A 17268-nucleotide genomic window follows, 5' to 3' on the forward strand; every position below is an offset into this window, starting at 1 on the left:
GTGACCGCCGAACCGATCGAGGCCCCCGCGCTGTCCGACCGGACACTCGAGATCATCGCGCGTCCGGGCGCGAGCCTGGAAGGCCTCGGGCGCCAGCTGTCGTTCTACGGCCGCGCGCTCGCCTGGTCGCCGCGCACGATCCGCCGCTACGGCCACGAGACCCGCCGGCTGCTCACCGAAGTCTGCTTCGGCACGGGCGGGCTCGCGGTGATCGGCGGGACGCTCGGCGTGATGATCGGCATGACGCTGTTCACCGGTCTCATCGTGGGCCTGCAGGGCTACTCCGCGCTCAACCAGCTCGGCACCGCCGCGCTCACCGGCTTCATCTCCGCCTACTTCAACACGCGGGAGGTCGCGCCGCTCTCGGCCGGGCTCGCGCTGTCGGCGACGGTCGGCTGCGGCTTCACCGCGCAGCTGGGCGCGATGCGGATCTCGGAGGAGATCGACGCACTCGAGGTGATGGCCGTGCCGAGCATGCCCTACCTCGTGACGACGCGGGTGCTCGCCGGCGTCACCGCGGTGATCCCGCTGTACGCGATCGGCCTGCTGTCGTCCTACCTCGCGTCGCGGCAGATCACGATCTGGCTCTACGGCCAGTCGGCCGGCACCTACGACCACTACTTCACGCTGTTCCTGCCCCCTGAAGACGTGTTGTGGTCGTTCGCCAAGGTGATCGTGTTCAGCGTGATCGTGATCCTGTCCCATTGCTACTACGGCTACGCCGCCGACGGTGGCCCGGCCGGCGTCGGCGTGGCGGTGGGCCGCGCGGTGCGCACGTCGATCGTGCTGATCTCGGTGCTCGACTTCTTCCTCAGCCTCGCGATCTGGGGCGCCAACACCACCGTGCGGATCTCCGGATGAGCACGCGGCGCGAAACGCTGAAGCGGCTCCGGTACCAGGTGCTGGGGCTGGTCTTCCTCGTCGTCGCGGCGCTGTTCTTCACGACGACGATCGCGATCTACAAGAAGGTCTTCACGCCCGTCACGCTCGTGAAGCTGGAGACCGACCACGTCGGCAGCCAGCTGCGCACGGGCGGCGACGTGAAGGTGCGCGGCCTGCTCGTGGGCGAAATCCGTTCGGTCACGGCAAAGGGCGGCCACGCGGAGCTGGAACTCGCGCTGCAGCCGGACAAGATCGACGAGATCCCCAGCAACGTGTCAGCGAGGCTGCTGCCCAAGACGCTCTTCGGCGAGCGCTACGTCGCGTTGCAGCTACCCGAAAAGCCCGCCGCGCACATCGAAGCCGGCGACGTGATCCCGCAGGACCGCAGCAGCACGGCGATCGAGCTGGAACAGGTGCTCGACGACGTGATGCCGCTGCTGCAGGCGGTGCAACCGGAGAAGCTCTCCAGCACGCTCAGCGCCGTGTCGAGCGCGCTCGACGGCCGCGGCAAGCAGCTCGGCCAGACGCTCGTGAACCTGTCGGACTACCTCGGGCAGCTGAACCCGTCGCTGCCCGACCTCAAGGCCGACATCACGGGCCTGGCCAACGTTTCGGGCACCTACGACAAGGCCGCGCCCGACCTGCTCGACGCGTTGGCCGACCTCACCACGACGACTCGGACCATTGTGGAGAAACGCCAGGGACTGTCCGATGTGTACGCCTCGGTCTCGGCGGCGTCGGCCGACCTCACGAGCTTCCTGGACGTCAACAAGGACAACCTGATCCGGCTCACCACGGCCGTGCAGCCGACGCTCGACGTGCTCGCGAAGTACGCGCCCGAGTACCCGTGCCTGCTCAAGCAGCTCGCCGCTTCGGTGCCGGAGGCGGAGCTGGCGTTCGGCAAGGGCACGGCCCACCCCGAGGTGAGCCGCGTGACGATCGAGTTCAGCGCCAGCCGCGGCAAGTACCTGCCGGGCGTCGACGAGCCCAAGTACGACGACAAGCGCGGCCCCCGCTGTTACCCGCAGGTCCCGAAACCCGGGTTCTGGCCGCAGTACCCGCCGGACGGCGCGGTCAAGGACGGCTCCGCGAAACCCGCGCCGCCGCACAGCCCGGCCGAGTCGCTGCCGGGCGAGATCACCTCGGGCGCGATCACGTCGAACACCGTCGCGGGTAAGGGCAACGGCGGCGGCGGCGAGTCGGGTGGTGCGCCCTCGATCTTCGGGTCCACCGACGAGCAGGAGCTGATCGACCTGCTGGCCTCGTCGGCGATGAAGACCACACCGGACCAGGTGCCCGGCTGGGCCGGCCTGCTCGTCGGGCCGCTCTACCGCGGAGCGGAGGTGGAGCTCAAGTGAGGTCCTTCGTCCCCGCGCTGGTGAAGATCCTGATCTTCGCCGCCGTCACCGTGCTGCTCACCGGCATCCTCGCGGCCACCATCGCGAACACGAACTTCGGCACCACGGCGGGCTTCGCCGCGAAGTTCACCGACGCGTCGGGCCTGCAGCCGGGCGACGACGTGCGCATCTCCGGCGTGAAGGTGGGGCAGGTCGACTCGATCGACGTGCAGCAGGGCGACCAGAACGGAGCCCAGAATCTAGCCAACGTGCGTTTCGCCGTCGACGCCCAATACAAACTGCCTGCGCTCACGACCGCGACGATCAAGTATCGCAACCTCGTCGGCCAGCGCTACCTCGCGCTCGGCACCGACGTCACCGGCGGCGGCACGCTGGCCGACGGCGCGACGATCCCGCCCGAGCGCACCAAACCCGCCCTGAACCTCACCGTGCTGTTCAACGGGTTCAAGCCGCTGTTCCAGGCGCTGGACCCGAAAGAGGTCAACCAGCTCTCGGCCGAGATCATCCAGGTCTTCCAGGGCGAGGGTGGCACGATCACGAGCCTGCTGGCCCACACCGCGTCGATCACGACGTCGATCGCCGGCAAGGACCAGGTGATCGGCCAGGTCATCGACAACCTCAACCAGGTCCTGACCACGGTGAACTCGCGTGGCCCGCAGCTGGGTGATCTCATCGACCAGACGCAGCGGCTCGTGAGCGGCCTGGCCGAGCAGCGCAAGCCGATCGGCGACGCCGTGGGCGCGCTGGGCGAGCTGACCGAGACGACCTCGGGTCTGCTCGCCGACGCGCGCCCGGCCGTGCAGGACGACGTGAAGCAGCTCGGCGCGCTGTCGAACAACCTCGCCGACTCCGACCAGCTGCTCGACCACCTGCTGCAGGTGCTGCCGGGCAACCTGGAGAAGTTCACGCGCACGCTGAGCTACGGCAGCTGGTTCAACTACTACCTGTGCGGGATCGAAGGCACGATCGGGATTTCGTCGCTGGACGTGACGCTGCCGATCGTTCCCTTGCCGGCCACCCAGCGCGCGGCGAGGTGCGGCCCGTGAAGCGGCTCAAGGAACGCAACCAGGCGGCGGTCGGTGGAGTGACGCTGGTGCTGATCCTGCTCGTGACCGCCGTGGCCTACTTCTCCGACAGCATCCCGATGTTCGGCAACGGCACCACGTACTCCGCGTACTTCGGCGAGGCCGCCGGGCTCGCGCCGGACAACGAGGTGGAGGTCGCCGGCGTGAAGGTGGGCCAGGTGACCTCGGTGGAGCTGGCGCACAAGCAGGTGCTGGTGAAGTTCCGGGTGAAGGGCGTGCGCGTGGGCGACGCGTCCACCGCGTCGATCGAGATCAAGACGCTGCTGGGGGAGAAGTACCTCGCGCTCGACCCGAAGGGCGCCGGCACGCAGAGCCCGGGTGACACGATCCCGCTGCAGCGCACACGTACGCCGTTCCAGCTGCAGGACGCGTTCGACGAGTTGTCCACGACCGTCGGCGACATCGACACGAAGCAGCTCGCCGACAGCTTCACCGCGCTCTCGGATTCGCTCAAGGACAGCCCGCAGTACCTCAAGGACACGCTTTCGGGCCTGTCCGCGCTGTCGAAGACGGTGTCCTCGCGCGACGACGACCTGCACACGCTGCTGGCCAACACGAGCGCGATCTCCAAGACGCTCTCGGACCGCAACACGCAGCTGCAGCAGGTGATCAGCGACGGCAACCTGCTGCTGACCGAGCTGCAGAACCGCCGGGACCAGATCAGCGCGTTGCTCAAGGGCACACAGCAGATCTCGCAGCAGCTGTCCGGCCTCGTCGCCGACAACCGCACGCAGCTGAAGCCGACGCTCGACGCGCTGGGGAAGGTGACCGACGTGCTGCAGCGCAACCAGGGCAACCTCGACCGCGGCCTGGCGCTGATGGCGCCGTTCGCGCGCGTCGGCGCCAACGCGACGGGCAACGGGCGCTGGTTCGAGGGCTACCTGTGCGGGCTGCTGCCGCCGACGATCACGGCGGGTGGGCTGTCGATCAACCCCGAGGGCTGCACCCCGCCCATCGCGGCGCCGAACCAGGGGGTGGGTGGACGGTGACGATCGAAACGAAGACTCAGCGGAGCCTGGTGACGTGGCTGGGTTTCGCCTGCGTCTTGGCGCTACTGCTGACAGCCGGATTGTGGCTGGTCTTCCGCACGAGCAGCGGCACCACGCTGTCGGCCTACTTCGGCAAGACCGTCGGCCTCTACGCCGGATCTTCGGTTCGTGTACTCGGCGTGCCGGTCGGCGAGGTCACCGCCGTGACGCCGGACGGGCAGGCCGTGCGCGTGGACATGCGCGTGAACGACGACGTGCCGATCCCCGTCGATGTCGGCGCCGTGGTGGTCGCCCCGAGCCTGGTCAGCGACCGCTACGTGCAGCTGACCCCGGCCTACGACAGTGGCCCGACGCTCGCCAGCGGCACCGTCCTCGCCCGCGACAAGACGGCCACGCCGGTGGAGCTCGACGACCTCTACGCGAGCCTCGACAAGCTCTCCACCGCGCTGGGTCCCAACGGTGCCAACAAGAACGGCGCCCTGTCCGACGTCCTCGACACCGCGGCCGCCAACCTCAAGGGCAACGGCGCCGACCTCAACTCCACCGTCGGCCGTCTCGCCGACCTCGCGGGCACGCTGGACGACTCCAAGGACGACCTGTTCGCCACCGTCCAGAACCTGAACTCCTTCACGGACGCCCTCGCTCAGAGCGACAGCCAGCTCAACGAGTTCTACCAACGCGTCGCCGACGTCAGCGGGTTCCTCGCCGACGACTCGGCCGACGTCGGTGCCGCGCTGAGCTCCCTGGCCTCCTCGCTCGGTGACGTGAAACAGTTCGTGGCCGACAACAAGGCCGGACTGGAGTCCAATGTGGACAAGCTGGCCTCGCTCACGGGCGTGCTCGTGGACCAGCGGGCCGCGCTCGCCGAGGTGCTCGACATCGCGCCGACCGGGGCCACGAACTTCATCAACTCCTACGATGCCGCCTCCGGCACCATCGCCGTGCGCGACAACCTCAACGAGATCACCAACCCGCCGATCCTCACCGTCTGCCGGATCCTCGCTGCGGGCACCCCGAAGGGTGTGCCCACGACGCTGACCGACATCTGCAAGCAGCTGGCACCGGTCCTCGACGGAGCGCTGAAGCTGCCGACCGTGCCGCAGGTGCTCAACTCGCTGCAGAACGGCCAGCTGCCCCCGTTGCCGCTCCCGCTCGTGGACGTGATGACGCAGCTTTCCGGCGGTGGCAAGTGAAGCGGCGGCGCCTGGCCGGGGTGCTCGCCGGCGTGCTCGTGCTCGCCGGGTGCAGCGACGGCGGCTTCAACGGCCTGTACTCGACGCCGCTGCCGGGTGGGCCCGATCTCGGCGACCACCCGTACCACGTGACGGCGCTGTTCACCGACGTGCTCGACCTCGTGCCGCAGGCGAGCGTGAAGGTCGACGACGTGGCCGTGGGCCGGGTCGACAAGATCACGCTGACGCCCGACACGCGCTCGGCGCTCGTTGCCATGACCGTGAACGGTGACGTGCAGCTGCCCGCCAACGCGCGCGCCGAGCTGCGCCAGTCGAGCCTGCTGGGCGAGAAGTTCGTCGAGCTGGGGCAGCCGACCGCCGAGAAGCCCGCCGGTCACCTCGCCGACGGCGCGCAGATCCCGCTCGGGCGCACCAACCGCAACCCCGAGGTCGAAGAGGTCCTCGGCGCGCTTTCGCTGCTCCTCAACGGCGGCGGTCTCGGCCAGCTGCAGGACATCAGCCACGAGCTCAACGACGCGTTGTCCGGCAACGAACCCGAGATGCGCGCGCTGCTGTCGCGAGTGGACGATCTCGCCACGCAGCTCGACGGGCACAAGGGTGAGATCCTGCGCGCGATCGACGGGCTGGACAAGCTCTCGCACACGCTCGCCGGGCAGCAGCAGAACATCAAGACCGCGCTGGACAACCTGGCGCCGGGCCTGAAGATCGTGGCCGACCAGCGCGACCAGCTCGTGGGGATGCTGAACGCGCTGAACAAGCTTTCCGGCGTCGCGGTGGACACCGTGAACCGCAGCCGCGACCAGCTCGTGGCGAACCTCAAGGCGCTGCAGCCGACGTTGCAGAAGCTCGGCGAGGCGGGCCAGGACCTGCCGAACGCGTTGCAGATCCTGCTCACCTACCCGTTCCCGGACTACGCGGGCAACACGATCAAGGGTGACTACGCCAACGTCGACGCGACCGTGAACCTCGATCTCGACAAGCTGCTGCAGAACTTCACCAACTCCTCGCAGCCGCCGATCCAGATTTCCGGGCTGACTTCGCCGCCGGGTACGGGTGCGGCCACGCCGGCGCTGCCCCTGCCATTGCCGACGACCGCTCCGCCGGCGAAGAACCAGGCCGGGCCGGGCGGGCTGCTCGGTGGTCTGCTGGGCGGCCCGCTCGGGGGAGGTGCGGGATGACCTCGCGCAAGACGCGGATCCAGCTCATCGCGTTCGTGGTGATCGCCGTGGTGTCGGTGGTCTACGCGGGCGGCAAGTACGCGGGCCTCGACCGGCTCTTCGGCTCGCGCGGCTACCAGGTCACCTTGCAGCTGGCCGATTCCGGCGGCATCTTCGTGAACTCCGAGGTCGCCTACCGCGGTGTGACCGTCGGGCGCGTGTCGGCCATGACGCTCACCGGCCACGGCCTCGACGTGCACCTCGACCTCGACTCGGGCGGCCCGGACATCCCCGACGACCTCCACGCGCAGGTGGCGAACCGCTCGGCGGTGGGCGAGCAGTTCGTGGACCTGCTGCCCGACCGTGAGACGGGCCCGTACCTGCACGACGGTTCGGTGATCACGCAGGACCGCACGTCGCTGCCCGCGTCGCCGGACTCCGTGCTGTCGCATTTGGACGATCTCGTGGCGAGCGTGCACCCGGACTCGCTCAAGACCGTCGTCGACGAGAGCTACGACGCGTTCGCCGGCACCGGGCCGCAGCTGCAGAAGCTGTTGGACAGCACGGGTTCGCTCACCGCTAAGGCCGCGCAGTACATCCCGCAGACACGTGGGCTGCTGGCGAACTCGCGCACAGTGTTCGCCACGCAGGAACGGCAGGCGCAGAACATCACCGACTTCGCGGGCGGGCTGAAGACGATCGCGGCGCAGCTGAAGTCGTCGGACCCGGACCTGCGCACGGTGATCGACCAGGCGCCGCAGCTGAGCCGCCAGATCAGCGACGTGCTCGCCACCTCGGGTTCCGACCTGGGCGTGATCTTCGCGAACTCCCTGACCACGGCCCAGATCACGTCCGCGCGCACCGACGCGATCGAGGAGCTGCTGGTCGCTTATCCGGTGATCTCGGCGTTCTCGCCGTCGACTTCGCCGGACGGCACCGGGCACCTCGGTGTGGTGTTCAACTTCTTCGACCCGGTGTCGTGCACGAAGGGCTACGAGGGCACGAAGCAGCGTCCGGCCAACGACACCACCGAAGCGCCGGTGAACGTGAACGCCTACTGCGCCGAGCCGCCGGGCAGCCCCGTCGAGGTGCGTGGGGCGCAGAACGCGCCGTACGCGGGCAAGCCGCCCGCGATCCCGGCCGCACCGAAGGAATCGGCGCCGTCGACCACCCCGGACGCGAACCAGCTGCCGGGTCTGCTCGGCCTGCTCACGCCGCCGGCCGGCGGCCTCGGGGCGTTGCTGGGCGGCTCGTGATGAAGGCGCTGCTGGTCGTGCCGGTGCTCGCCGTCCTCGCGGCCGCCTGGTTCGGCTGGTCCTGGTGGCACGCGGCCCACGACGACGACCTGGCCCGCGGCCGCGCCCGCGACGCCGTGCTCGCCGCGGCGACCACGGACCTGGTCGCCCTCAACACGATCGACTACCACACCGGCGGCGCGGACGTGGACCGTTGGATCGCCGCCACCACCGGCCAGTACGGCGCCACCCTCGCCGGCGACCGCCAGCTGCAACTCGACCGCGCGACGAGCACCAAGACCGTCTCGACGGCCGCACTCCTGCAGGCCGCCGTCACCGACCTCGACCCGACCGCCGGCACGGCCCGCGTCATCGCCGTGCTCGACGTCCGCGTGAGCACCGCCGGCGGCGCCCCCGTGCCGAAACAGGCGCGCCTCACCGTCGACTTCGCCCGCGACGGCGACACGTGGAAAGTCGCCGGCGTCCAGGCGGTGGGCTCGTGAAACGCCGGCCGATCGCCGTGACGGTGGTCGCCCTAGCCTGCGCGGCGTGGTTCGCCGTGCAGGCCTCGGCCCTGCAACCCCGCGACGACGACGCCCTGGTCGACCAGACCACCACCACCCAGGTCCGCGACCAGGTGAGCGCCGCCGTGAAGGCCCTGTTTTCCTACGACTACACCAACCTCGACCGCACCTCGCGCGCCGCCGCCTCGGTGCTCAGCGGACCCGCCGTCGGCCAGTACGACGCCCAGTTCGCCGCCGCGACCCAACGCGCCACCGCCGGCAAGCTGATCCGCACCACCACCGTCCGCTCCGCCGGCGTCCGCACCCTCCACGGCGACGACGCCACCCTGCTGCTCTTCCTCGACCAGCAAACAATCCTCCCGGGCGGCGGCGCCCCGCAGTCCTCGGTCGCACAGCTGGCCGTCACCGCCCACCGAGTGGACGGCTCGTGGAAGATCACGGGCCTCGACCCGCTGTAGATTCCTTCCTTCGCGGGCGAATACATCGCTTTCGCCGGGAACGTTCCGGCCGGTCACCCGAAACCGGCGTCCTCTTCTTTTCACCGTGGTGACCCAGTTCACCCTCATACGTCCACAGTGGACGGGTCGGTGTGATCCGCGTCGCGGCAAGGGGTTTCGGTCGAACCCGGAACCGGGACCCTACGTGATTCCGGGTGTGGGGGAATCGCGAAGGAGAAGGGTGGAAACGTGAAGAACCTCAGGATTCTCGCGATGGCGGGCAGCGCGGCCGCGGCGATGGCCGTGCTGGCGGCGTGCGGGAGCGGCGGCATGGCCGCCTCGGCGCCCCCGCCGGCCGGCGCTCAGGCGCCCGCCTCCTCGGCAGCCGCGCTCACGACGGTGGGTGAGGCGAACACGTCGCTCGGGACAGTTCTCGTGAACGCCAAGGGCTTCACGCTCTACACGTTCGACGAGGACAAGCCCGGCATGTCGGCGTGCACCGACAGCGGGTGCAAGTCGCTCTGGCCGCCGATCACCGGCCCGGCACAGCCCGCGAACGGGGTGAGCCTGCCCGGGCAGCTCGCCACGTTCACCCGCTCCGACGGGATCGAGCAGGAGACCTTCAACGGGAAGCCTGTTTACACCTACGCCCAGGACACCGCCCCCGGACAGACGAAGGGCGACGGCGTGTTGGGCACGTGGCACGCGCTGGTCGTCACCCCGGGCGGGTCCGCGCCGGCGACCACGGCGAACGGCACCGGAGGGGTTTCCGGCTACTGATCGCTTCGCGCGAGTCTGGTTCGGCCGGCGTGCGCCGTGCCGAGCCAGACTGGCTACCCGTTCCCGAACGCACCGCCCGCACCGAACGCCAGGCGCGCGAAGCGCTCACCCACGCGCAGGTGGGTCTCGGCGTCCGGGTGCAGAGCGTCGGGTAGGGGCAGCTCCGCGAAGTCCTGCTCGCCGTAAAGAGTCAGACCGTCGAGCAGATGCAGGTTGGGGTCGTCGGAGCGCTGGGCGACGATCCGTGCCAGTTCGTCGCGGATGATCCGCAGCGTCAGCTTGCCCGGGCCCGGTTCGCCGGTCGCGCGGAAGCGGACCACCCCGTCGGCTTCGAAGACCGGGGCGCCGGGGCCCGGGGTGTCCTCGTGGATGGGGCACAGCAGCGGCGAGACGACCAGCAGGGGAGCGGTCGGGTGGCCGGCGCGGATCGTGTCCAGGAAGCCGTGCACGGCGGGGCCGAAGGCGCGCAGGCGCATCAGGTCGGCGTTGACGAGGTTGATCCCGAGCTTCACGCTCACGACGTCGGCCGGCGTGTCGCGCATGACCTGGGCCGTGAACGGGTCCAGCAGCGCACTGCCGCCGAAGCCCAGGTTGGTGAGCTCGACGCCCGCGTGCCGAGCGGCGACGGCCGGCCACGTGGTGGTGGGGCTGGCCGCGCCCGAGCCCTGGCTGATGGAGCTGCCGTGGTGCAGCCACCGCCGGCGGCCGGCCGAGGTCGGCGCGCTGGCGGGCGCGTCGGCTCGGAGCGCGACGAGCGTGGTGAGTTCGTTGTGCGGCAACCAGATCTCGACGTCCTTGGTCCGCGCGGGCAGGCCGGCGAACCGCACCGTGCCCGGCTCGCCGCGGCGCACCTCGGTCGAGCCGGTCGTCATGTCGACAACAAGCTCGTCCCCGCCGCCCACCGTCCCGGCGCCGGCGGGCGTGCCGTCCACGAACAGCTCGTACACCCCGTCGGGCCGGGCCGCCGCGCCGACGTAGGACACCTTGGTGCGCAGCGCGTCCAGCTCCACCACGGTCGCGGCGGTCCGGAACGCCAGCCGCACCCCGGAGGGTTGCGCCTCCACCATGGCCAGCGCGAGCCCACGCGGGCAGCCGGTGCGGCACCAGGCCGCGTTCGGTGGTTTCGAGTTCGAGGGCGCCGCGGACGGTGTCGGGCAAGTCGATCATGTGCACGCGCCCCAGTCTGACCGCCGCGGCCGGGCCGCGCACGGTGTTTTCAGTGCTGGATCAGCCCCAGCTTCCCGAACATCCGCCTGCTCCACGCCAGCGCGGACGGCAGGTCGTCCCACTGCACGCAGCCGACCTTGTGATCACCTCCACTGTGGGCAGGCGGATCGAGGTCACCGTCGGGCTCACGACGGACGTCCGAGGCAATCAGGTGATCGGCCTCGCCGTTGGCGGCGGGCCCTCGGCTGTCCTGGCCCTCGGCGGCCGTGACAACACCGGCGGACGCCTGATCGTGAATCTCCGAGCGGCTTTGTCCGATCTCGCCGAGAAGCAGCGCCGCACGTGATCGTGGTTGCTGCCGGCGGTGCAGCGCCGTGTCAGTGCTGGATCAGCCCCAGCTCCCCGAACATCCGCCTGCTCCACGCCAGCGCGGACGGCAGGTCGTCCCACTGGCGGTCGTGTTCCTCCAGGTGTGGGAACACGTACGGGTCGGCGATGTCGGCTGGCAGGTCGTCGGCCCGGCACGGGGCGGGCAGGCCGTAGTTGTCGAGCATCATGGCTTTCGCGACTTCCTTCGGCTGGCCGTCCCACACGCCGAACCAGAGCCGGCGCAGCATGGCCGGGTGGGCCACGGCGAAGATCAGCCGGCCGACGTCGAAGGGCTCGCCCGCGGTGATCACCCGGGCCATCGCGCGGGAGCGCAGCTTTCCCTCCGGCGTCCGCAGCGTGCTCGTGTCCCCCGACCAGATTTCGACGCTGTGGCCGACGTCGATGATGGCTGTGCAGAGTGTCGCGAGCGCGAGGCCGCGGTTGATGATCACCTGGTGCCCGATCGCGTGCGAGTAGCCGGCCGGGATGAGGAACGTGACGACCTTGCCGCGCCGCGACACCTGGCGCGGCACCGCGTCCACCATGCATTCGGGCACCCCGGCCAGGAAGGCGGCGATGTCGACCTCGCTGCCGGTCACGTCCCACGCGGGTTCCAGCTCGGTCGCCCCCTGGTCGAGGCCGGCGCCCGCCCGTAGCTCGGCCACGGTGACGTCGGCTTCCTCCAGCGCCAGCGGCCACCCGTCGACGGCGAGCGTGAGCGCCTCTTCCCAGGTCGCGCCGTGCCAGCCGCCCTTGGACCGGCGGCTCTCCGCGCCGACGACGGTCGGCGGCGCGGTGGCCTTCTCCACGAACTCGTGCCACGACAGCATCGGGGGCAGGTGAACGGGCAGCATCAGTCCAGCCCGAGCGCCGCGCGGTGGGCGTCCGACAGCCCGCGGATCACGCGCCACTGCATGACCTGCTCCACGGTCGCGCCGGCTTCCAGCAGCTTCGCGCCGTCGATGCTGGCGCGCGGCGAGAGGATCACCGGGAGCTTCTTGGCCAGCGCCGTCGCGCGCAGCTCCCGGATCGACGCCACCAGCTCCTCCACCGCGTCCGGGTGCGAAGGCGCGTGCCGCAGCGCGACGCGTTCCTCCAGTCCCTCGTCGATGGGCACGTCGAGCACCACGAACCGGTCCAGCGTGGCCGAGTCCAGCGTCTGGCGGCCGACGTACTGGCGGTCGCCGCCGGTGCCGTAGGTGTTGCCGGTGGCCACGAGCCGGAAGTCGGCGTGCGCGGTCACCATGCGGTCGGCGAAGGCGCACACGCCGAGCGCGAGCGCCTGGTTGAGCTCGGCCAGCAGGCCGGGGTGGCCGTTGTCAAGCTCGTCGAGCAGCATCACGCCGCCGTGCTCGAACGCCCGCCGGAACGGGGTGTCGTGGTAGTGGCCGTTGGCGTCGTAGTAGCCGAACACCTTGCTCATCGGCGTGGTCGGGCCCAGCGACAACGCCTGGAACTGCAGCCCCAGCGCCTGCGCCGCGTGCTTGGCCAGCATCGACTTGCCCGTGCCCGCGGGACCGACCAGCAGCACGTGGCAGCGCGCGTGCAGGGCCACCAGCACCTCCGGCAGCACGGCGTGCGTGTCCTCGGCCAGCTCGATCGGCTTGCCCTGCGGCAGCACCACCGACACCACGGTCGGCGAATACTTCGCGAGCTCCTTCTCCGCCGCCGCCTGCACGGCAGAGCGGACGCGCGCCACCGCCACGGCCGACACCCGCTCGACCAGGTCGGGTTTGGCTTGCCGCGCCACCTCGGCCACGGCCTTCTCGATCTTGCCGGACAACGCGGCCGTCGCTTCGTGCAGCAGGTGCTCGCGCAGCTCTTCGGGATCGGGCGTCGCCTTCGTGACGGCCTCGCGGGCGAGATCCGGCAGCACCGTGCGCCGGAGCTGCTCGGCGAGCGTGGACCGCACCTCGGCGGTGGCCTCTTGCACGGCTCCGGCCACGGTCTGGGCCGTCTGCTCGCGCACGGCCTCGGCCACCTCCGGCGTGGCCGCCGACACCAGCTTCGCGCGAAGGGACTCGACGTCCGGCGTCGCCGCCCGCACCGCCCGTTCGGCCAGGTCCGGCAGCAGCCGCGCCGAGGTGGACTCCACGGCTTCCGCTGCCGACGCGCGCAGCGTGTCCCGCAGGGCGAGCTCCACCGACGCCTGCGCCTCGGCCAGGTCCGGCGTCGCGTCCGCGACGGCTGCCTGCGCGAGCGGCGGCAGCAGGCCCTCGGCGTGGCGGCGGATCGTCTCGGGCAGCCGCGCGTGCACCTCGCGGTCGATGCCCCAGTACATCGCGGCCTGGCCGAACATCGACCGCGCCACCGCCTCGGAGATCCGGACGATCTCGGCTTTCTGGCTGTCCCGCACTGCCTCTCCCCGCTTTCCGCGTTGCTCTGCGAAGACGGTAAGAGCGCAGGAGCGGGAGGGGTCCCGGATGGCCGCTTCCGGTCAGCCGTCCCAGACCGCGGCGCCCTGGCGCACCACGGCGACGGGCGCCGGCTCGGCAACCGGCCACAGGTCCACGACGTAGCGGAAGTGCTCGCCGTACTCGTGCTCGTTCCACGTCACGGCCGGCGGCCCGCTCTCCACATAGGACACACGCACGCGGTAGCGGCCGGGAGCGAGCACCAGCTCGTGTTCCTGGCCCGGGTAGTCGGCCGGACCGGCGAGCGTCACCGTCCCGCCCGGCACGGCGAGGTCGGCCTCGACCGCGTGCTCCGCGTCGGCCGGAATGGCGGGCGCGGCGGCGTGCAGGGCGACGTCGACCTCGACCAGATCGGAACGCGCGGTGGCGACCGCGAGCGACGACGGCTCCACCGCGATCCGGTGCGAGGTCACCGCCTCGTCGGACCACCCGCCGTCGCCGGGGACCCAGGCGGTGTTGTCCCGCAACGAGAACTGACGCTGATCGGCATGGATCACGAGACGCACGAGACCCCACCGTAGACCCTGGACAGGGGGTCACCCGAAATGGTATCGACGCGCGGTTTAGCGTTGAGCCCATGACCACTGCTCCCGTCGACGTCGACACCGCCCGTCGCGACTACGCGGCGCTCGTCGAGCGCGGCCTCTCCCTGGACATCACCCGCGGCAAGCCGTCCCCCCGGCAGCTCGACCTCTCCGCGGACCTGCTCACGCTGCCGAACGGCGAGTACAAGGCCGAAGACGGCACCGACACGCGCAACTACGGCGGCCTCAAGGGCCTGACCGAGCTGCGCCGGATCTTCGCCGGCGCGCTGCAGGTCCCCGTCGACCAGCTGCTCGCGGCCGGCAACTCGAGCCTCGAGCTGATGCACGACGCCGTGGTGCAGGCGCTGCTGAGCACCCTGCCGGGCGGTGAGCGCCGCTGGGCAGACGAGCCGCGCGTCGCGATGCTGTGCCCGGTGCCGGGCTACGACCGCCACTTCGCGCTCGCCGAGCGCTTCGGCATCGAGCTGATCCAGGTCCCGATGACCGACGAGGGCCCGGACATGGACGTGGTCGAGCGTCTCGTGGCCGAGGACGCCGGCATCAAGGGCATCTGGTGCGTGCCCAAGTACTCGAACCCGACCGGCGTCACCTTCTCCGACGAGGTCGCCCGCCGCCTGGCCGCGATGCCCACGGCCGCGCCGGACTTCCGCATCTTCTGGGACAACGCCTACGCCGTGCACCACCTCACGGACACCGAGGTCGAGGTCGCCGACATCCTGGCGCTGTGCGCCGAGGCCGGCAACGCCGACCGCGCGTTCGTGTTCGGCTCCACCTCGAAGATCACGCTCGCCGGCTCCGGCGTCGGGTTCTTCGGGTCGTCGGCGGCCAACATCGCGTGGTGGTCGGGTGTGCTGGCCAAGCGCACGATCGGCCCGGACAAGGTCAACCAGCTGCGGCACGCGATGTTCCTCAAGGACGCCGACGGCGTGCGCGCCCACATGCGCAAGCACGCGGAGATCATCGCGCCGAAGTTCGCGGCCGTCGACCGCATCCTCACCGAGGAGCTGGGCGGCTCGGGCCTGGCCACCTGGACCAAGCCGACCGGCGGGTACTTCATCTCGCTGACCGTGCCCGAGGGCACCGCCAAGGAGATCGTGCGCCTGGCCAAGGAGGCCGGCGTCGCCCTGACCCCGGCCGGGGCCACGCACCCGTACGGCGACGACCCGAAGGACGCGACCATCCGCATCGCGCCGACCTTCCCGGTTCTCGAAGAGGTCGAGGAAGCCGTGCGCGCGCTCGTCGTCTGCCTGCGCCTGGCCGTCGCCCAGACCGCCTGAGCCGTTCTGTGCCACCGCCGCCCGGTACGGTCGGCGGTGGCACGGACTCGGGCACTGGGGGGATTTCGATGCGCGTTCTCATCGCCGGCGGTGGCGTCGCGGGCACGGTCACGGCGATGGCGCTGCAGCGCGCCGGCCACGAGCCCGTGGTCTTCGAGGCCTATCCCTCCGGAGGAGCCGACGCCGGCGCGTTCCTCACGGTGATGCACAACGGCATGGACGCGCTGAAGGCGATCGACGCCGACGGCCCCGTGAACGACGTGTCGTTCGCCGCCCTCGGTGTCGAGCTGGTCGGGCCGGACGGCACGTCGATGGGCACGCGCGAGTTCGACACCGGTGAGCTCGCCGGGCCGCGCACGCTCACCCGCGCCGCGCTCTACCGCGCGCTGCAGGAGGAAGCCGGCCGCCGCGGGATCACCGTGGAGCACGGCCGCCGCCTCGTCTCCGCCGAAACCACTGCTCAAGGCGTCGTCGCCACCTTCGCCGACGGCTCCACCGCGACCGGCGACGTGCTCGTGGGCGCCGACGGCGTGCGCTCCGAGGTCCGCACCCTCATCGACCCGGACGCCGACCGCCCCCGCTTCACCGGCCTCACCGTGGTCTACGGCTACACCCGCGCCGAGGGCCTGCCCGCCGCGCCCGGCGTCTACCGCATGATCCGCGGCACCCGTGCCGCCTTCGGCTTCACCACCGCGCCCGACGGCGCCACCTTCTGGTTCGCCCGCATCCCCGACACCGAACGCCCGCGCGACGAGATCGCGGCGGTGACCCCGGCCGGCTGGCGCGAGTTCGCGCACGCGGCCTTCGACGGCGACCCGCTGCCGTGCGCCGACATCGTGGCCGCGACCGGCGAAGACGTCTTCGGCGGCCACTCCTACGACGTGCCCACCACCCGTGTCTGGTCCACCGGCACGATGGTGCTCGTCGGCGACGCGGCCCACGCGGCTTCCCCGGCCGCCGGGCAGGGCGCGTCGATGGCGCTGGAGGACAGCGTGGTGCTCGCGCTGTGCCTGCGCGACCTGCCCGACGCGCCGTCCGCGTTCGCCGCCTACGAGAAGCTGCGGCGCACCCGCGTGGAGAAACTGGTGGCGACGAGCGCGGGTCACGACGTCGGCGAGAAGCCCGGCTGGCTGTACCACCACCACATCGACTGGAACGAGCGAATCACAGGCTGATTCGCGAGTGCGCGGCGCCGCCGGTGGCTACGATCCGGCGCATGACCCAACCCGCACCCCCCATGCAGTTCCCGATCATGCTGTCCACGATGAACGATCTGCCCGGCTATCGCGTCGTTCGCGTGTTCGGCGAGGTTTTCGGCCTCACCGTGCGCAGCCGCAACATGTTCTCCAACCTCGGTGCCGGCTTCAAGGCCATGGCGGGCGGTGAGCTCAAGGGCCTGTCCAAGCTGCTGTCCGACTCCCGCTACGAGGCGCTGGGCCGCCTTTCGCAGGAAGCCATGGCGCACGGGGCCAACGCCGTGCTCGCGCTGCGCTTCGACTGCAACGAGATCGCCCAGACCGCCAGCGAGATCGCCGCCTACGGCACCGCCGTCTACGTGGTCCCCGACGGCGCGCCGCAGCAGCCCGGCCAGCAGCAGGCCCAGCACGCTCCGCAGCAGCAACCCCAAGGCCAGCCGCAGTACCAGCAGCAACAGCAGCAGGGCTACCCGCAGAGCTGACCCCCGAGAACCCCGCCGCGGCGTTGGTTGCTTCACCGCACCGCGACGGTCTCGACCACTGACCAAGCCTCACCAGCGAGATCGCGCCGGCTTCCGGATTGGGCGGTGCGATCGGCCACCGCGGGGTGCGTTGGTTTCGTTGAAGTAGTGGATCTTCCGTCTCTACCCTCGCCCTCGT

17 protein-coding genes and 1 pseudogene are annotated in these 17268 nt (G+C 70.8%); 14 read left to right on the forward strand and 4 right to left on the reverse strand.

Features of this window, described 5'->3' with window-relative positions:
* The 10 genes from AB0878_RS31315 (at window position 1) to AB0878_RS31360 (ending at window position 9640) form a co-directional block, all read left to right on the forward strand.
* The gene (locus AB0878_RS31315; RefSeq protein WP_366583812.1) at window positions 1-861 is read left to right on the forward strand and encodes an ABC transporter permease; all 861 of its coding nucleotides are present in this window, start codon (window positions 1-3) and stop codon (window positions 859-861) included.
* On the forward strand, window positions 858-2240 hold the full coding sequence (locus tag AB0878_RS31320) for an MCE family protein (RefSeq protein WP_366583813.1): 1383 nt from the start codon (window positions 858-860) through the stop codon (window positions 2238-2240). Before AB0878_RS31315 ends, AB0878_RS31320 begins: the two co-directional genes overlap by 4 nt.
* Window positions 2237-3286: an MlaD family protein gene (locus tag AB0878_RS31325; RefSeq protein ID WP_366583814.1), complete on the forward strand. Its 1050-nt coding sequence runs from the start codon at window positions 2237-2239 to the stop codon at window positions 3284-3286. Before AB0878_RS31320 ends, AB0878_RS31325 begins: the two co-directional genes overlap by 4 nt.
* On the forward strand, window positions 3283-4314 hold the full coding sequence (locus AB0878_RS31330) for an MCE family protein (protein ID WP_366583815.1): 1032 nt from the start codon (window positions 3283-3285) through the stop codon (window positions 4312-4314). The genes AB0878_RS31325 and AB0878_RS31330 overlap by 4 nt, the downstream gene beginning before the upstream one ends.
* Window positions 4311-5507 carry an MCE family protein gene (locus tag AB0878_RS31335; RefSeq protein WP_366583816.1) on the forward strand — a complete coding sequence of 399 codons (1197 nt, stop codon included), beginning with the start codon at window positions 4311-4313 and terminating at the stop codon, window positions 5505-5507. The genes AB0878_RS31330 and AB0878_RS31335 overlap by 4 nt, the downstream gene beginning before the upstream one ends.
* Complete coding sequence (locus AB0878_RS31340) at window positions 5504-6685, forward strand: MCE family protein (protein WP_366583817.1); 1182 nt, start codon at window positions 5504-5506, stop codon at window positions 6683-6685. The genes AB0878_RS31335 and AB0878_RS31340 overlap by 4 nt, the downstream gene beginning before the upstream one ends.
* Window positions 6682-7920, forward strand: a complete 1239-nt coding sequence (locus AB0878_RS31345; RefSeq protein WP_366583818.1) for an MCE family protein — start codon at window positions 6682-6684, stop codon at window positions 7918-7920. Before AB0878_RS31340 ends, AB0878_RS31345 begins: the two co-directional genes overlap by 4 nt.
* The gene (locus AB0878_RS31350; protein ID WP_366583819.1) at window positions 7920-8402 is read left to right on the forward strand and encodes a hypothetical protein; all 483 of its coding nucleotides are present in this window, start codon (window positions 7920-7922) and stop codon (window positions 8400-8402) included. Before AB0878_RS31345 ends, AB0878_RS31350 begins: the two co-directional genes overlap by 1 nt.
* Window positions 8399-8881, forward strand: a complete 483-nt coding sequence (locus tag AB0878_RS31355) for a hypothetical protein (RefSeq protein ID WP_366583820.1) — start codon at window positions 8399-8401, stop codon at window positions 8879-8881. Before AB0878_RS31350 ends, AB0878_RS31355 begins: the two co-directional genes overlap by 4 nt.
* Window positions 8882-9109: 228 nt before the next feature.
* Complete coding sequence (locus AB0878_RS31360) at window positions 9110-9640, forward strand: hypothetical protein (RefSeq protein ID WP_366583821.1); 531 nt, start codon at window positions 9110-9112, stop codon at window positions 9638-9640.
* Between the two features lie 53 nt (window positions 9641-9693).
* Here AB0878_RS31360 and AB0878_RS31365 read toward each other — a convergent pair.
* Window positions 9694-10807: pseudogene (locus AB0878_RS31365) on the reverse strand (GDSL-type esterase/lipase family protein).
* Here AB0878_RS31365 and AB0878_RS31370 point away from each other — a divergent pair.
* Window positions 10788-11153: a hypothetical protein gene (locus AB0878_RS31370; RefSeq protein WP_366583835.1), complete on the forward strand. Its 366-nt coding sequence runs from the start codon at window positions 10788-10790 to the stop codon at window positions 11151-11153. The pseudogene AB0878_RS31365 and the gene AB0878_RS31370 overlap by 20 nt on opposite strands.
* A 31-nt stretch (window positions 11154-11184) precedes the next feature.
* Here the strand turns inward: AB0878_RS31370 and AB0878_RS31375 are convergent, their stop codons facing one another.
* The 3 genes from AB0878_RS31375 to AB0878_RS31385 form a co-directional block, all read right to left on the reverse strand.
* Window positions 11185-12030 (reverse strand): hypothetical protein, encoded by an 846-nt coding sequence (locus tag AB0878_RS31375; protein ID WP_366583822.1) that lies wholly within the window; start codon window positions 12028-12030, stop codon window positions 11185-11187.
* Window positions 12030-13532 carry an AAA family ATPase gene (locus AB0878_RS31380; RefSeq protein WP_366583823.1) on the reverse strand — a complete coding sequence of 501 codons (1503 nt, stop codon included), beginning with the start codon at window positions 13530-13532 and terminating at the stop codon, window positions 12030-12032. Before AB0878_RS31380 ends, AB0878_RS31375 begins: the two co-directional genes overlap by 1 nt.
* Window positions 13533-13613: 81 nt before the next feature.
* Window positions 13614-14096 carry a hypothetical protein gene (locus tag AB0878_RS31385; RefSeq protein WP_366583824.1) on the reverse strand — a complete coding sequence of 161 codons (483 nt, stop codon included), beginning with the start codon at window positions 14094-14096 and terminating at the stop codon, window positions 13614-13616.
* A 71-nt stretch (window positions 14097-14167) separates the two neighbouring features.
* Between AB0878_RS31385 and AB0878_RS31390 the strand changes: the two genes are divergently transcribed.
* The 3 genes from AB0878_RS31390 to AB0878_RS31400 all read left to right on the forward strand — a co-directional run bounded on the left by AB0878_RS31390 (window position 14168) and on the right by AB0878_RS31400 (window position 17090).
* A complete protein-coding gene (locus AB0878_RS31390) occupies window positions 14168-15412 on the forward strand; it encodes an aminotransferase class I/II-fold pyridoxal phosphate-dependent enzyme (RefSeq protein WP_366583825.1) in 1245 nt (414 codons plus the stop codon).
* A gap of 68 nt (window positions 15413-15480) precedes the next feature.
* Window positions 15481-16587: an FAD-dependent monooxygenase gene (locus AB0878_RS31395; RefSeq protein WP_366583826.1), complete on the forward strand. Its 1107-nt coding sequence runs from the start codon at window positions 15481-15483 to the stop codon at window positions 16585-16587.
* 41 nt (window positions 16588-16628) lie between these two features.
* Window positions 16629-17090 (forward strand): YbjQ family protein, encoded by a 462-nt coding sequence (locus tag AB0878_RS31400; RefSeq protein WP_366583827.1) that lies wholly within the window; start codon window positions 16629-16631, stop codon window positions 17088-17090.
* Window positions 17091-17268: the final 178 nt, after the last annotated feature.

Origin of the sequence: Amycolatopsis sp. NPDC047767, from assembly GCF_040704195.1 — a bacterium.
GTDB lineage: Bacteria > Actinomycetota > Actinomycetes > Mycobacteriales > Pseudonocardiaceae > Amycolatopsis.

Excerpts from the sequence above, each read along its gene's own strand:
- AB0878_RS31320 (WP_366583813.1), top strand. The coding sequence starts at position 858 with ATGAGCACGCGGCGCGAAACGCTGAAGCGGCTCCGGTACCAGGTGCTG.
- AB0878_RS31345 (WP_366583818.1), top strand. The coding sequence starts at position 6,682 with ATGACCTCGCGCAAGACGCGGATCCAGCTCATCGCGTTCGTGGTGATC.
- AB0878_RS31350 (WP_366583819.1), top strand. The coding sequence starts at position 7,920 with ATGAAGGCGCTGCTGGTCGTGCCGGTGCTCGCCGTCCTCGCGGCCGCC.
- AB0878_RS31375 (WP_366583822.1), bottom strand. The coding sequence starts at position 12,030 with ATGCTGCCCGTTCACCTGCCCCCGATGCTGTCGTGGCACGAGTTCGTG.
- AB0878_RS31390 (WP_366583825.1), top strand. The coding sequence starts at position 14,168 with ATGACCACTGCTCCCGTCGACGTCGACACCGCCCGTCGCGACTACGCG.
- AB0878_RS31395 (WP_366583826.1), top strand. The coding sequence starts at position 15,481 with ATGCGCGTTCTCATCGCCGGCGGTGGCGTCGCGGGCACGGTCACGGCG.
- AB0878_RS31400 (WP_366583827.1), top strand. The coding sequence starts at position 16,629 with ATGACCCAACCCGCACCCCCCATGCAGTTCCCGATCATGCTGTCCACG.